This is a genomic window from Streptomyces sp. NPDC091279, assembly GCF_044757465.1.
Lineage (GTDB): Bacteria > Actinomycetota > Actinomycetes > Streptomycetales > Streptomycetaceae > Streptomyces.
This window is the reverse complement of record NZ_JBIVVA010000006.1, coordinates 15205-30700: the sequence shown is the minus strand read 5'-3', so window position 1 is coordinate 30700 and position 15496 is coordinate 15205. Positions and strand designations below refer to the sequence as shown.

General features: G+C 71.4%; 10 protein-coding genes. 4 read left to right on the top strand and 6 right to left on the bottom strand.

Annotated elements, in window-relative coordinates:
- Nucleotides 1-98: 98 nt before the first annotated feature.
- Both ACIQOU_RS16320 and ACIQOU_RS16315 read right to left on the bottom strand, forming a co-directional pair.
- Nucleotides 99-1373 (bottom strand): MFS transporter, encoded by a 1275-nt coding sequence (locus ACIQOU_RS16320; RefSeq protein ID WP_401537781.1) that lies wholly within the window; start codon nt 1371-1373, stop codon nt 99-101.
- A 328-nt stretch (nt 1374-1701) separates the two neighbouring features.
- Nucleotides 1702-2139, bottom strand: coding sequence for a MarR family winged helix-turn-helix transcriptional regulator (locus tag ACIQOU_RS16315; RefSeq protein ID WP_401537386.1), 438 nt, complete (start codon nt 2137-2139; stop codon nt 1702-1704).
- A gap of 147 nt (nt 2140-2286) precedes the next feature.
- Between ACIQOU_RS16315 and ACIQOU_RS16310 the strand changes: the two genes are divergently transcribed.
- The gene (locus ACIQOU_RS16310; RefSeq protein WP_401537385.1) at nt 2287-2523 is read left to right on the top strand and encodes a ribbon-helix-helix protein, CopG family; all 237 of its coding nucleotides are present in this window, start codon (nt 2287-2289) and stop codon (nt 2521-2523) included.
- On the opposite strand, the gene ACIQOU_RS16305 is transcribed toward ACIQOU_RS16310, so the two are convergent.
- Nucleotides 2516-3967 carry an NCS2 family permease gene (locus tag ACIQOU_RS16305; RefSeq protein WP_401537384.1) on the bottom strand — a complete coding sequence of 484 codons (1452 nt, stop codon included), beginning with the start codon at nt 3965-3967 and terminating at the stop codon, nt 2516-2518. The two genes, ACIQOU_RS16310 and ACIQOU_RS16305, sit on opposite strands and share 8 nt — an antisense overlap.
- Before the next feature lie 251 nt (nt 3968-4218).
- On the opposite strand from ACIQOU_RS16305, the gene ACIQOU_RS16300 reads away from it, so the two are divergent.
- Nucleotides 4219-4497: a DUF2530 domain-containing protein gene (locus ACIQOU_RS16300; protein ID WP_401537383.1), complete on the top strand. Its 279-nt coding sequence runs from the start codon at nt 4219-4221 to the stop codon at nt 4495-4497.
- 170 nt (nt 4498-4667) lie between these two features.
- Complete coding sequence (locus ACIQOU_RS16295) at nt 4668-7061, top strand: HAD-IC family P-type ATPase (protein ID WP_401537382.1); 2394 nt, start codon at nt 4668-4670, stop codon at nt 7059-7061.
- Nucleotides 7062-7343: 282 nt separating this feature from the next.
- On the opposite strand, the gene ACIQOU_RS16290 is transcribed toward ACIQOU_RS16295, so the two are convergent.
- The 3 genes from ACIQOU_RS16290 to ACIQOU_RS16280 form a co-directional block, all read right to left on the bottom strand.
- Entirely contained in the window at nt 7344-8261 is a 918-nt protein-coding gene (locus ACIQOU_RS16290) for a hypothetical protein (RefSeq protein WP_401537381.1), read from the bottom strand.
- A 238-nt stretch (nt 8262-8499) separates the two neighbouring features.
- Complete coding sequence (locus ACIQOU_RS16285; RefSeq protein WP_401537380.1) at nt 8500-11637, bottom strand: sacsin N-terminal ATP-binding-like domain-containing protein; 3138 nt, start codon at nt 11635-11637, stop codon at nt 8500-8502.
- Nucleotides 11638-12182: 545 nt separating this feature from the next.
- Complete coding sequence (locus tag ACIQOU_RS16280; RefSeq protein WP_401537379.1) at nt 12183-13097, bottom strand: DUF3027 domain-containing protein; 915 nt, start codon at nt 13095-13097, stop codon at nt 12183-12185.
- 809 nt (nt 13098-13906) lie between these two features.
- Here ACIQOU_RS16280 and ACIQOU_RS16275 point away from each other — a divergent pair.
- A complete protein-coding gene (locus tag ACIQOU_RS16275) occupies nt 13907-15319 on the top strand; it encodes an MFS transporter (protein ID WP_401537378.1) in 1413 nt (470 codons plus the stop codon).
- The last annotated feature ends 177 nt before the right edge of the window (nt 15320-15496 follow it).

Sequence of the window (15496 nt, the reverse complement as noted above, 5' to 3'; positions counted from 1 at the left end):
ATGGAGGCGCGGGATCAGCCTCCTAGGGGTGAGGTCCCTAGGGGGCGTTCCCTAGGGTCCAGCCCCTAGGGACTCCGTCCCCCTAGGGGACATCCCGGTCAGGCTGCCGCCGCCAGTTGTTCCCGGGTCTCCCTGGGGACGAAGCGGACGTGCGGGTGGCCGCGGTTCCAGCCGACCGACAGGCGCAGGTTGCCGACCCGGGCCAGGACCAGGCCGATGGCGGCCGCCGCGACGAACGAGATCACGCCACCGACCGCGAGGCCCGCGCGGACGCCGTACGCGTCCGTGACCCAGCCGGCGATCGGCGCGCCCACCGGGGCACCGCCGAGGAACACCATCATGTAGAGGGCCAGCACCCGGCCCCGCATCGCCGGGTCGGTGGACATCTGGATGCTGGTGTTGGCGGTGACGTTGACCGTCATGCCGAACATCCCGATCGGCGCCATCAGCAGCGCGAACAGCCACAGCGAGGGCGCCCCTGCGGCGACGATCTCGAAGACGCCGAAGGCCACCGCCGCGACGATCAGCACCCGCATCCGGGCCGTGCCGCGCCGGGCCGCGAGCAACGCGCCGGCCAGCGAACCGACCGCCATCAGCGTGTTGAAGAGGCTGTAGGAGCCGGCGCCCGCGTGGAAGACGTCGTCCGCGAACGCCGAGAGGTAGACGGGGAAGTTGAAGCCGAACGTGCCGATGAACCCGACCAGCGCGATCGTCCAGATCAGGTCCGGGCGCCCGGCGACATAGTGCAGGCCCTCGCGCAACTGCCCCTTGCCGCGCGGCGCGCGCTTGACGGCGTGCAGGTCGCGCCCCCGCATCAGGAGCAGTCCGGCGATGGGCGCGGCGAACGACAGGCCGTTGGCCATGAACGCCCAGCCGGTTCCGACGCCGGTGATCATCAGCCCGGCGACGGCGGGGCCGACGAGGCGGGCGGACTGGAAGTTGGCGGAGTTCAGACTGACCGCGTTCTGGAGCTGGTCCGGGCCGACCATCTCGGAGACGAAGGACTGCCTGGCCGGGTTGTCGACGACGGTGGCGAGGCCGACGGCGAACGCGGCGACGTAGACGTGCCAGACCTGGACGTGTCCGCTGAGCGTGAGCACGGCGAGGGCGATGCCGGTGACGGCCATCGACGTCTGCGTGAACAGCAGCGTGGGGCGCCGGGGCAGCCGGTCGACGAGGACACCGCCGTACAGGCCGAACAGGAGCATCGGCAGGAACTGAAGCGCCGTCGTGACACCGACGGCCGTGGCCGAACCCGTGAGGCTGAGGACCAGCCAGTCCTGGGCTATTCGCTGCATCCAGGTGCCTATGTTCGAGACGACCTGGCCGGCGAAGAACAGGCGGTAGTTCCTGACGCGCAGGGAGGAGAACATCGAGGACTTGGCGGCGGGCGCGGGTGCGCGGAGCGGCTCGGCGGCGGGCGCGGGATCGTGGGTGGGCGGGGATTCGTGGGTGGCCGGTGCGGGGGCGGAGTCTGCTCCGGGTCCCGAACTCAAAAGAGGTCGCCTCCTCATGGGGCTTGGTGACAGGGGTACGGGTGGGGCTGGTGTGGGGCTGGAGTTCGTACGAGTACTACGGGCCCTACGGGTACTACGGGCATTACGGGTCCTACGAGTACTGCGGGTCCGGCGGCGGATGATGCTGGTCCTACGGGTACTGCGGGCACTTCGGGTAGTACGGGTCCTACGGGTACTGCGGGTGTTACCGGTGGGCGAGTTTCTCCAGTACGGGGGCGGCCGCGCGCAGCTTGGCCCACTCGTCCTCGTCGAGGCCCTCGACCAGGTTGGCCAGGAACGCGTTCCGCTTGCGGCGGCTCTCCTCAAGCATGGCCTCGGCCTGCTCGGTCTTGGTGACGACCTTCTGGCGCCGGTCCTCGGGGTGCGGCTCAAGCCGGACCAGGCCCTTGGCCTCCAGCAGCGCGACGATGCGGGTCATCGACGGCGGCTGGACGTGCTCCTTGCGGGCGAGTTCGCCGGGTGTGGCGCTGCCGCAGAGGGAGAGGGTGCCCAGCACCGACATCTCGGTGGGACTGAGCGACTCGTCGACCCGTTGGTGCTTGAGTCGACGGGACAGCCGCATGACGGCTGACCGAAGGGAATTCACGGCGGCGGCATCGTCGCCATGGCTGAGGTCCGACATCTCGTTAGCGTAACTCATTACTCTCGCTAAGGACCAGCGGGAAACGTGCGCATGCCCGTGACTCCCGCCACTGAATCTTTTCGTCACCCGTACGGGTGAGCTGGTTTCGGAAAGTCACCCACGTCCCGGCGGCGTCCGGTCACCCTCATGTACATGGAGACCAACGTGCTCAGCCTGCGCATAGACGGGGAGCTTCTCGATCGGCTCCGGAACCATGCGGCCAAACGCGGAATGAGCGTCCAGGACTATGTGGTCCGGACGCTCATTCGGGACGACTTCGACGAACGGTTCCAGACCGCCGTCGAGGAGACGGAGAGGTTCTACGGGGTTGACGGGGTCGGCCCCGTAGAACCCGGTGGCCGGGTCGGCCGTCGGATCAGGTGAGACCCAGGGCCGGCATCAGGTAGTAGAACGCGAACACCGCCGACACCACGTACATCGCCACCGGCACCTCCTTGGCGCGGCCCGCCACGAGGCGCAGGACCACGAAGGTGATGAAGCCCATGCCGATGCCGTTGGTGATCGAATAGGTGAACGGCATGATCACCATCGTGATGAACGCCGGGATGGCGATGGTGTGATCCGCCCAGTCGATCTCCTTGACGGAGCCGGACAGGATCAGGAAGCCCACCGCGAACAGCGCCGGGGTGGCCGCCTGGGACGGGACCATCGTGGCGACCGGGGTCAGGAACAGCGCGACGGCGAAGAGGGCGCCGGTGACGACGTTCGCGAAGCCGGTCCGCGCGCCCTCGCCGACGCCGGCCGTGGACTCGACGAAGCAGGTGGTGGCCGACGAGGAGCTGGCGCCGCCCGCCGCGACGGCGATGCCGTCGACGAACAGGACCTTGTTGATGCCGGGCATCTGACCGTCGGCGTCGGTCAGCTTCGCCTCGTCGGAGACGCCCATGATCGTGCCCATCGCGTCGAAGAAGCACGACAGCAGGACGGTGAAGACGAAGAGGACGCCGGTCAGCACGCCGACCTTCTCGAAGCCGCCGAACAGGCTGAACTTCCCGATCAGGCCGAAGTCCGGGGTGGCGACCGGGTTGCCGGGCCACTTGGGGGTGGTCAGGCCCCAGGACGGGACCTTCGCGACGGCGTTGATGATCACCGCGAGCACCGTCATCGCGACGATCGAGATCAGGATCGCGCCGGACACCTTGCGGGTGATCAGCGCCAACGTCAGCAGCGCGCCGAGGATGAAGACCAGAACCGGCCACCCGCTCAGGTGACCGTCGCTGCCGAGCTGGAGCGGGACGGTGGTCTCGGCGGCGTCGGGGATGCGGGAGACGAACCCGGAGTCGACCAGGCCGATCAGCATGATGAACAGGCCGATCCCGATGGAGATGGCCTTGCGCAACCCGTAGGGGACGGCGTTCATGACGCGCTCACGCAGACCGGTCGCGACCAGCAGCATCACGATGAGGCCGGCCAGCACCACCATGCCCATGGCGTCCGGCCAGGACATCCGGGGGGCGAGCTGGAGCGCGACGACGGAGTTGACGCCGAGACCAGCGGCCAGCGCGATGGGAACGTTCCCGATGACGCCCATCAGGAGCGTGGTGAACGCGGCCGTCACCGCCGTCGCCGTGACCAGTTGGCCGTTGTCGAGGTGATGCCCGTACATGTCCTTCGCGCTGCCGAGAATGATCGGGTTCAGCACGATGATGTAGGCCATCGCGAAGAAGGTGGCGAATCCGCCACGGATCTCGCGCGGGAGGGTGCTGCCGCGCTCGGAGATCTTGAAGTAGCGGTCGAGCGCGCCGTACGCGGGCCTGGACCCCGGCTGCTCGGGGGAGGGGACCTTGGCAGTGGCCGAGGTGGACATGGAGGTTCCTACGAGCAGAAGTGGACAGACGGAAAGGGATTAAGTATGAACATATGAAACCTGTAAATGCCATCTCTGCTGGTAGATGCGGCGAGGGTCACTCCGGAGCCCCGTAAGGGAGACCCCCCAGGGGCGGGAACCCTTAAGGGCAGGGTCTCCCTCCATGCCGGGTCGGGGCAGGTCGGGGCGCGTCGGTAGCAGGTCGGGGCACGCCCCGTTCGTCGCGTCCGGGCGCCTCGTAAGCTGTGCCCATGGCGAAGTGGACCCCAACACATGAGGCGCCGGAGCCCCTGGAGGGCCCCGTGGTCGCCACCATCACCGGCGGCACCGTCCTGTGGTTCGTCCTCTTCCTCGTTCAGCTCCCCTTCTACGGCTGGTTCGACGACCACGGCCGCACCTGGTGGCTGTGGACCTGTCTGGCCGGCGCCGGACTCGGACTGATCGGCATCTGGTACGTGCGCGGCCGGGACGCGGCCCTGAAGCGGGCGGCGGCGGAACGGGACGAGAGCGGGACCCGCACTCCGGAGTGAGCGGATCGGGGATGTCCCCTACCCGGCCCCCAGGTACCCGGCCCCTAGGTACCCGGCCCCTAGGGGCGTACTACCAGGGCATCACTCCCCCGTGGCCCCCCTCGTTCTCTGGGCGGATCTTCCGGGCACTCGGCGGGTGAAGCCGCAAAACCGCACGTACCGTCGATTCCATGACGCACATCGACGCGGGCGCCGAGCTGGACCCTGTGCACCCGGTGGCGCTGCCCGACTCCGCGCGTGGGCTGACCGCCGCCGAGGTGGCCGAGCGGACGGCCCGAGGTCAGATCAATGACGTACCGGCGCGTTCCAGCCGGTCGTTGGCGGAGATCGTCCGCGCGAACGTCTTCACCCGGTTCAACGCGATCATCGGCGTGCTCTGGCTGATCATGCTGTTCGTGGCGCCGATCCAGGACAGCCTGTTCGGGTTCGTGATCCTCGCCAACACCGGGATCGGCATCATCCAGGAGTGGCGGGCGAAGCAGACCCTCGACTCCCTCGCCGTGATCGGGGAGTCCCGGCCGACCGTGCGGCGCGGCGGGGTCGCCGTCGACGTCAGCACCTCCGAGATCGTGCTCGACGACCTGATCGAGATCGGGCCCGGCGACAAGGTCGTCGTCGACGGGGTGTGCGTCGAGGCGGACGGTCTGGAGATCGACGAGTCGCTGCTCACCGGTGAGGCCGACCCGGTGGTCAAACGGCCCGGCGACCCGGTCATGTCGGGCAGTTTCGTGGTCGCGGGCGGCGGCGCGTTCAAGGCGACGAAGGTCGGCCGGGAGGCGTACGCGGCCCAACTCGCCGAGGAGGCCTCCCGGTTCACGCTCGTCCACTCCGAACTGCGCTCCGGCATCTCCACCATCCTCAAGTACGTGACGTGGATGATGATTCCGACCGCGATCGGCCTGATCATCAGCCAACTCTTCGTCAAACAGCACGGGTTCAAGGACTCGGTGGCGCGGACCGTCGGCGGGATCGTGCCGATGGTGCCCGAAGGTCTGGTGCTGCTCACCTCCGTCGCCTTCGCGATCGGCGTGATCCGGCTCGGCCGGAAACAGTGCCTGGTCCAGGAACTCCCGGCCATCGAGGGCCTCGCCCGCATCGACACCGTCTGCCTCGACAAGACCGGCACCCTCACCGAGGGCGGCATGGACGTCACCGAACTGCGCGTGCTCGGGGGCGCCGAGGAGACGTACGTACGTCAAGTGCTGGGCGCCCTGGGCGAGTCCGACCCCCGGCCGAACGCGTCCCTCCAGGCCATCATCGACGCCTACCCGGACGTCGCCGGCTGGCGCTGCACCGAGTCGCTGCCCTTCTCCTCCGCCCGCAAGTACAGCGGCGCCTGCTTCCACGAGAGCGACGGCGAGACCAGCACCTGGCTGCTGGGCGCCCCTGATGTGCTGCTCGCCGACGGTGACCCGGCGCTCGACGAGACCGGGCGCCTCAACGAGCAGGGGCTCCGGGTCCTGCTACTGGCGCGGGCCGTACGGGAGTTGGACGACCCGCAGCCCGCCCGGGGTGCCCGGCCCACCGCCCTGGTCGTCCTGGAGCAGCGGCTGCGGCCCGACGCGGCCGACACCCTGCGCTACTTCGCCGAGCAGGACGTGCGGGCCAAGGTGATCTCCGGGGACAACGCGGTCTCGGTGGGCGCGGTGGCGGGAAAGCTCGGCCTCGCCGGTACGACCGTCGATGCCCGGCAACTCCCCGCCGCGCAAGGGGAGATGGCGCAGGCGCTCGACGACGGCACGGTGTTCGGGCGGGTCACCCCGCAGCAGAAGCGGGACATGGTCGGCGCCCTCCAGTCCCGTGGGCACACGGTCGCGATGACCGGCGACGGGGTGAACGACGTTCTCGCCCTCAAGGACGCCGACATCGGCGTCGCGATGGGCTCCGGGTCCGAGGCGACCCGGGCGGTGGCGCAGATCGTGCTGCTGGACAACAGTTTCGCGACGCTGCCGTCGGTGGTGGCGGAGGGGCGGCGGGTGATCGGGAACATCACCCGGGTCGCCACGTTGTTCCTCGTCAAGACGGTCTACTCGGTGCTGCTGGCGATCCTGGTGGTGTGCTGGCAGGTCGAATACCCCTTCCTGCCACGGCACTTGACCCTTCTCTCCACCCTGACCATCGGCATCCCGGCGTTCTTCCTCGCCCTCGCGCCCAACCGGGAACGGGCGCGGCCCCACTTCGTGCGGCGGGTGATGCGGTACTCGATCCCGGGCGGGGTGGTGGCCGGGGTGGCGACCTTCGTGACATATCTGATCGCCCGTCACCACTACACCGGCGATGGGGCGTTGGCTGCGGAGACGAGTGCGGCGACGCTGACGCTGTTCCTGGTCTCGATGTGGGTGCTGGCCATCATCGCCCGGCCCTACACCTGGTGGCGGGTGGCCCTGGTGCTGTCGATGGGCCTGGCGTTCGTGGTCGTCCTCGCCGTGCCGTGGCTCCAGCACTTCTTCGCCCTGAAGCTGGTCGGCGTGACGATGCCGTGGCTGGCGGTCGGCATCTCGGTGGTCGCGGCGGCGGCGCTGGAGGTGGCGTGGAGGTGGGTGGACCACCGCATCCCGGCGTGACGCTACGCGCTGGGCGGGGGCGGGGCGGGCGGGAGTTCGGCGGGGGTGCGGGGTTCAGTGCGGGGTGAGGTGGGAGTTCGGCGGGGATGCGGCGTTCGGGTGCGGCGCCGTCGTGGCTGGTCGCGCAGTTCCCCGCGCCCCTTAGCGGCGCTGCCGGAGCCGTCGGGGACTTGCTCGGCCCCGCTGGTCGCGCCCGCTCGTGGAGCCGGGTATTGGCAGGCCCCGTGCCCCTAGGGGCACGGGGTCTGTGTCAGCTCTTGGTACGTGCGGGGTGCTTCAGGGTTACTTCACGTCGACGTAGTCGCCCGTGGCGTTGATTGCCGGGGTGGTCGAGGTGCCCGCGAAGGAGTAGCGGAAGTAGCCGTCGACGGTCGCCTTGGTCGTCGTCTTCAGGTTGCCCGTGGAGTTCGACTTGATCGTCTTCACCGTGGTGTAGGTGGTGGCGCTCTTCTTGCGGAACTGGAGCTTCACCGGCTGCACGGTGTAACCGGCGTACGTGCCGGTCTCCCAGTTGGCCCGCGACAGCTTGCCGGTGACGGTGATCGTCTTCCCCTTCTTCACCGGCTCGGGCGAGGCGTCGACGGTGAGCTTGGAGAGGCGCTGGAGGTTGAAGGCCGCGACCTTGTCCTTCACGGCGATACCGACCTTGTCCAGGTTCCCTTCCTCGGGGTCCTCCCCGTTGTACGCGACGGCGAAGACGGCGGCCTTCCAGGCACCCGCGTCCGTGTTCAGCAGCTCCAACGGGTTGACCGAGACGCTGGTGGTGCAGGTCGCGACCGTCGCGGAGGAGTCCGTGCACTTCGCCTTGGCGCTGTCGAACCACGGGTAGGAGTCGGCGAACGAGTTGCCCCGGTACAGCTCGGCCAAGGCGTAGAAGTCCTTGGCGTGGATGTCGACGTCCGCGCCATGGGTCAGCGTGAAGGAGACCGGCACCTTGACGACGTTCGTCGTCCCGACGGCGATGTTCTTGCCCTTGTTGTACGTCACCTTCACCTTCGAGAAGGAGGCGTCGAGGTTGTACGGCGTGCCCGCCACGGCGGCGCTGAAAGCGGCCTTGCCGCTGTCGGCGCCGTGCGCGAGGCTGACGGCCCCGGCGACGGAGGCCGCCGGCTTCGGAGCGCCGGCGGCCGACGCCGGTACAGCCAGGGCGGACAGGGCCAGGGCGCCGGTGATGGCTGCCACGGTGGTGCGCTTGCGCATGTGCATCCCCACGTGAGAGGGCCCCGGTGTTCGTCGTCCCCCACGGCGCGTCGTGCCACCGAGGCCCAAGTGATCGGTGAGCCAGTCGGCTCAGATGATCAGATCCACGAGAGGGTCTGAGGGTTGTACGGGATGTGAGGGTTTCGTGCGGGAAGTTTCTCGCCGCACGAAACCGGACCTCGTACCCCGGCCTCCCTGGTCGCCCTGCCCTTAAGGGCTGCCCTTGGGCTTGGGCCGGTTAGTCGAACCAGCGGTCTCGGGCCAGTTCCTCTGTTCGGGAGGGGTCTTCCAGGAGGGCTGCCACCTCGAAGCGGCGGGGCCATTGGCGGGTCGACCAGGCGAGGCCCGCTGCGACGCCCTCCAGGGTGGCAGCGTGGAGGACGGCGTCGTCGGTCAGCCGCCAGTCCAACTCCACGCCGTCGACGATGAGTTCGTCGTGCTCCACATAGGTCGACGGGGTGTGGGGGCCCAGCAGGGTGCGGACCGGGGCCGGTACCTCGTGGACCACGCCCTCGGAGTCGACCGAGCCCGTCACCGACTCGCTCAGCCGCCGCACCTGGAAGAGTTCCGCCAGTTCGGCGGCGCGGGCCGGTCGGACCGGCAGCAGCGGGCTGCCCTCGGTGAAGGGCAGCAGGTCAGGGGAGTCGACGACCATCGCGTCGGACGCGTCCACCACCACGACCTTGCCGTCGACGACGGCGCGCAGGTCGTCGGGGAGGGTCACCTGCTCCGGGTCCAGGTCGGCCAACGCGCTGTAGAGGGCGTGGAGTTGGGCGCCGGTGACGGGGCGGTCGGGGTCGGCGAGGCGGTCCAGGAGTTCGGCGGCGCCGCCCGGCTCGTCGAGGAGGGCGGCGACCGAGGTGCGGACGCCGAGCGCGCGCAGCACCTGTTCGTCGTCGAAGCCGGTCGCGTCGGCCTCGTCGTACAGGCCGCGCAGGAGCGGGTCGCCGCCGGAGGCGAGCAGCCCGGCCGGGCGGCGGCCGTCGAGGACCGGGTTCCCGCGCAGCCACCAGGCGGTGTACGAGCGGACGATCTCGTGGGTGCCGTCGGGCAGCAGGACGCGGACCGGCTCGGTGAGCGCGTCGCGCAGCGGCGGCCGGGCGAGCATGGCCAGGGCCTGCGGCCACTTGTCGTCGTCGACGAGGTCGAGGTCGCGGACGGCGACGAGTTCGGTGGCGACGGGCGGGACCGGCGAGTCGGGGAAGCGGTCGAGGATGTCCTCGCTCCACACGTCGACGGCGTCCAGCAGCCCGGCGTCGTCAGGTTCCGCGAAGTCGCCCTCGCGGGGCTCCAGTTCATCGGGGTCGAGCACCACGTCGGTGGCCCGTACCAGGGCGAAGGCGGCCAGCACGCCACAGGCGGCCAACGGCTGTTCGCCCCACTTCCGCGCCAACTCCACGTCGACCGAGGCAAGTTCGTCCTCGCGGATGACCTGGGCGAACGGGCTGCCGGGGAAGACCAGTTCGCCGGCCGGGGCCAACTCGCCGTCCTCGTCGCGCAGGGCGAGCGCACCGAGCCACGGTTCGTCGCCCGCCTCAAGGCCCGCGTCCCGGGCGAGCGCCAGCACCGTGTCCGCCAACTCCTCGGCGTCCAGGGCGTCCTGCTCCCAGTCGAGGGCGCCGTCGTCGTCCAGGGAGGTGGCGACGGCGGCCCGGACCTGGGGTGTGGTGAGCACCGCGCGGGGTGTCGCGGGCAGTGCGCCGAGCTTTTCGAGGAGCGGGTGCGCGGCGTCCGGGTGGGCGACCTTGAGGCCGAGCCGGGCCAGCAACTCCGGTTCCACAGAGGCCGATTCGGGCGCCGGCAGCAGCACCTGGCGGGGCCCGATGGTCGTACGGCCGTCGGCGAGCGGCACCGGGAGTCCGGAGAGCCGCTCGGGGTCGACGCCGGCCAGGCTGTCGTACAGGCGCCACCACCAGTCGGCGTCCTTCTCCAACCCGGCCAGCCGGTCGACGACGTCGGCGAGCGGGAGCCGGGCCACGCCGAGGGTGCGCAGTTCGACGCGGCGTTCAAGTCCCGCCGGGAGCAGGGTCGGCAGCACTTCGGCGAGTACGCGCACGGTGTCGGCGCCCGCGCCCTCGACGATCTCGGCGTCCCGGGGCCGCAGTGCCTGCGGCAGTTCGTCATCGGCGTCGTCGTCGCCGTCGTTCACCGCCGCCGGGGGGAGGAACGCGGTGCGCGGCAGGAGTTCCAGGATGGCCTGGCGCAGGGCGCCGTCCAGTTCGCCCTTGCCGAGCGGGCCGGGGACGAGGTCGACGGCGGCGACGGTCACCGGCCGCCACCCGGCGAGGAGTTCGGCGTAGGCGTCGGCGGCGCGCCGGACCAGGAAGTCGGTGAGCGGGCCCGGGGCGGTGTGGCGCCGGGTGGTGTCCAGCGGGAACGAGGCGATGAGCAGGGCGGGGACCCCTAGGGGTTCGTCGCTCGGGGTCGGGGCGTGCAGGACGGGGCTGGTGCGGGGGCGGGCCGGGGCGCCGTCGGGGTCGGCGGGCACGGCCCAGGTGACCGACCAGTGCGGCCGCAGCCGTTCTTCGAGCGGCCGGTCGGCGAGGAGGTCGGGGGTGAGGGTGCCGTGGGTGGAGAGGGTCCGCCACAGGGTGGAGCCGTGCCGGGAGTCCTCGACGACGGTGAGGGCCGGGTCGGTGGTGGTGCGCCGGCGCAGGGTGCGCTCACCGTCCGCCGTCTCGATCACGACCTCCGCCAGGCCCGGCAGGGCGAGCAGGAGCGCGTCGTCGACGGTGTCCAGGAGGCGGGCGGCGAGATCGGCGGCGACCTGGTCCCGCAACGGGAGGATGACGGCCGTGTCGTACGGGTCGGGCGCGGTGCCCTGAGCGGCGAACGGCAGCCGCAGCAACGGGAGATGACCGTCCCGGCGCCGCACCTCGTCCCCGAGTCCCGGGCTGTGCCGGGCGGTGTCGGCGGCGAGTTCGCGGGCCTCGGCCAGCGACCAGCGGACGCCACCGTGCCGTCCGACGACGGCGGGCTCGTCGGTGACGGCGAGCACGGCCGCGAAGCCGACCCCGAACCGGCCGACGGCCCCCTCCGCCGTGTCCCGCTTGGCCGAGGCCCGCAGGGTGGAGAGCGACTCCACCCCGGCCGCGTCCAGCGGGGCACCGGTGTTGGCGGCGACGAGGACGTTGTCGCGAAGGGTGAGGCGCAGCCGGCCGGGGACGGCGGCGCGGGCGGCGGCGTCGGCGGCGTTCTGGGCCAACTCGACGACGAGACGGTCACGGTAGCCGCCGAGGGCGAGATCCTCCTCGGCGTTGGCGTCCTCCCGGAACCGGGCGGGACTGGTGGCCCAGGCGTCGAGCACACCGCGCCGCAGACGAGCGGTCCCGAAGGGGTCGGCACCCTCGGGGGCCGGGCGCACGAACTTGCTCACGTTCACTCTCCTCATCGACAACGCGACGAAGGTACCGCGAGAGAGCCACCCCCTAACTCCCAGGAGGCAGACGCCCCCAGGGTCTGAGCCCCCTAACTCCCAGGAGGGAGAGTGCCCCTAGGGCCTGAGCTCCTAGCTCTCGGGGGGGGCGGGTGACCCTAGGGTCTGAGCCCCCAGCTCTCAGGGGGGCGGGTGACCCTAGGGTCTGAGCCCCCAGCTCTCAGGGGAGAGAGTGACCCTAGGGCCTGAGCCCCCAGCTCTCAGGGGGCAGGGCACCCCTAGGGCCTGAGCCCCTAGCCCTCGGGGGCGGGAGGGTGCCCCAAGGGCCTGAGCCCCTAGCCCTCGGAGGGGGGAGGCTGACCCGAGGGCCTGAGCCCCTGCCGTCTTCTTCCAGCGCAGGCCAGCCACATCCAGCCCGTCCGGCGTTTGAGGACGAGGCCGTCCAGGCCGAAGGGGGGTCTGGGGGCGCAGCCCCCAGGGCTCAGCCCACCGGGGCCCACCCCACCGGCGACCAGTGCCCCGGCCCAGGGCCAGTCCCCTAGGGGCTAGGAGTGCCCCAGCTCAGCCACATCATCGCCGTCGGCAGACATCCCCTCGGGCGACGCCGGGACCGGCCCCAGCGGAAACGGGTCCACCCGCGTCTCATCGACCACCGGCTCCCCCGGCTGGACCGGCTTCGGCATGACCGCGGCCTCGGAATGCCCCCCACAGCCGTAGGCCAAGGAGACGACCCGCCCGTCAGCGGGCGCGAACTCGTTGGCGCACACCCCGAACGCCTGCCCCAACGTGCCGCCGATCGGCTGAAGGAACCCGCAGCTGACGCAGGTCGCGGGCGCGGCCTGCGCCATGGGCGTCTTCGCGCCGAACGCCTCGTCCCACCGGTCGGCGGCGATGTGCAGCCCGTACCGGGACAGGACGCGGGCGCGCCGCAGCCCGAGTTCCTCGGCGACGGAGGCGATGGAGCCGCGGGACGGCACCGCCGGGACGGTCGCGGTGACCTCGGCGTCCTCGGCCTCGACGAGATCGGCGAGTTCGTCGGAGAGCGGCGAGTTCGGCGTCGGCTCGTCGGCGCCGGTGTAGCCCTCGTCGAGACGGAGGTCGTCCGCGTCGGTGGGCAGCAGGTCGCCGGGGCCCATGTCGCCGGGGCGCAGCCGCTCGCTCCAGGGCACCCACTCGGGGGCGAGGAGGGCGTCGGGGCCGGGGAGCAGGACGACCTCGTCGAGCGTGACGAGCTTGGCGCGGGACGCGCGGGCCACCGTCACGGCCCAGCGCCAGCCCCGGTAGCCCAGCTCCTTGCACTCGAAGAAGTGCGTGACAACGCGGTCGCCCTCGCTCACGACGCCCGCGTGCTCGCCGACGACGCCGGGCGCGGCTGCCTCCTCCGCGGCGGACCGGGCGAGGTCGACGGCCTCGGCGCACAGGCGGTCGGTGGTGCGGCTTCGCGTTGTCGCTGCGCTCACAGGTATCGCTTCTCTCCTACGCCGTTCTCGGTGCGCCGGCCTGAAGGCGGTGAACGCGGACGGAGCGGACCGGAGGACCGCGTCGACGTCCGCGCCCGTTCGCGCTCGGGCGCACCTCATGCATCCATTCTGCGGGATGGCCGAGAGGCGCGCGGCCGAGAACGTTCGCCAGGGCGCGCTACGCACGCTACCCGCTCGCGACCGCTCGGCCTACACCGACGGGACGTTTCCGCGTGACCGGTCCGCGTCAGAGGGCGCCCGACGGCGCCCCAGGCCGCTCGACGACCGGGCAAGTCGTCCACCACCCGCTCATACCGGACACCCCTCCCGACCGTCACACTCATAGCCGGACGGTCACACCCCCGACCGAACACCACCCACCACCCCGCACCCCCGAAACCGTCCGCACCCCTGACCGAACACCAGCCACCAACCCGCACCCCCCGCAGACGACCACGCCCCTGGCCGGGGTATGGCCCACCAACCCGTACCCCCACAACCAGTCACCCCCCGACCGGACACCACCCACCAACCCGCACCCCCGAAACCGTCCGCACCCCTGGCCGAACACCACCCACCGACCGGCACACCCGAAGCCGTTCGCACCCTTGGCCGAACATCACCCACCAACCCGCACCCCCGAAGCCGGTCACGCCCCCGGCCGGGGCATGGCCCACCACCCCGCACCCCCACAACCAGTCACCCCCCGACCGGACACCACCCACCACCCCGCACCCCCACAGCCGGGCAGCGCGTCCATACGCGTGGGAACGGCACTACGGCCGGGGTTCTCGGGGCACTATGACGGGGTGGCAGCCGCAAGGACGCCTCGGGGTGCCGCCGGGACCGGTGGGGCCTGGGGCAAGCGTCGTGGTGGCGGTTCGGGCCGGTTCGGCAGGTCCGTCCGCGCGGTCGGGCGCGCGCTGCGCTTCCCGGTGACCGCAGCGGCCCGTTCCATCCGGAAGGCGACGCACGCGCACGGCGCCGGTGAGTCCGGGCTCGGCAAGCTGATCGAGCTGCACGCCGTGAACGGCGCCGGCGACGTGATGATCACCGTCGCGCTCGCCTCCACCGTCTTCTTCTCGGTGCCGACGGACGAGGCGCGCGGGCGCGTCGCCCTCTATCTGGCGATCACGATGGCGCCGTTCACCGTCCTCGCCCCCGTGATCGGACCGCTGCTCGACCGGCTGCCGCACGGGCGGCGGGCCGCGATGGCCGGCGCGATGCTGGCCCGCGCGCTGCTCGCGCTGATCATCTCGGGGGCGGCGGCGACCGGCAGCCTGGAGCTGTATCCGGCGGCGCTCGGGGTGCTGGTCGCGTCGAAGGCGTACGGGGTGGTCCGCAGCGCGGTGGTGCCGAGGCTGCTGCCACCCCGGTTCTCGCTGGTCAAGGCCAATTCGCGGGTGACGTTGGGCGGGCTGCTCGCAACCGGGGTGGCGGCGCCGATCGGGGCGGGGCTCCAGGCGCTGGGGCCCCGGTATCCGCTCTACGGCGCCTTCGTGATCTTCATCGCGGGAACGGTTCTGTCGTTCACCCTGCCGCCGAAGGTGGACTCGGCGAAGGGCGAGGCGTTCGCGCTGCTCGCCGCCGACGAACGCCAGCAGGAGCAGACGGGAAAACGGCCGGGTCTGCGCACCGTCGGCGCGGCGGTCACGCACGCGCTGGCCGCCAACGCGTCGCTGCGCTGGCTCTCCGGTTTCCTCACCTTCTTCCTCGCGTTCCTGCTGCGCGAGCATCCGCTGACCGGGTCGAGCGCGGCGGTGTCGCTGGGGATCGTGGCGGTGTCGGCGGGCGCGGGCAACGCGGTGGGAACGGCGGTGGGGGCCTGGCTGCGGTCCAGGGCACCGGAGTTGATCATCGTCGTCGTGGTGGCGTTCGTGCTCGGGGCGGCGATCACGGCCGCCGTGTTCTTCGGGGCGTTCCTGGTGGCGTGTCTCGCGGCGGTCGCCGGGTTCTCGCAGGCGCTGGCCAAGCTGTCCCTGGACGCGCTGATCCAGCGGGACGTGCCGGAACTGGTGCGGACGTCGGCGTTCGCCCGCTCGGAGACGTTGTTGCAGATGGCGTGGGTGCTGGGCGGCGCGGTCGGCATCGTGATGCCGCTGAACGGCACCCTCGGCCTCTGTGTCGCCGCCGCGATCCTCACCGCGGGCTGGCTGCTGACCACCCGCGGCCTGCTGACCTCGGCCCGCCACGGCGGCACCGGCCACCCCCGCGTGGCGTAACCCCGAGGTATCCCCCCACCCCCCACCCTGCCCTCACCCCCGCCCCACCCCCTACCTCTGCCGAGCCACCCGCCTCCCTCTGCTGAGCCACCCGGCACTCGCCACCCCGTACGGGTAACCCTCACTCCCCCCTACCCCTACGGGTCCACCCCCGGCCCCCGTGGCCCCCCGCACCCC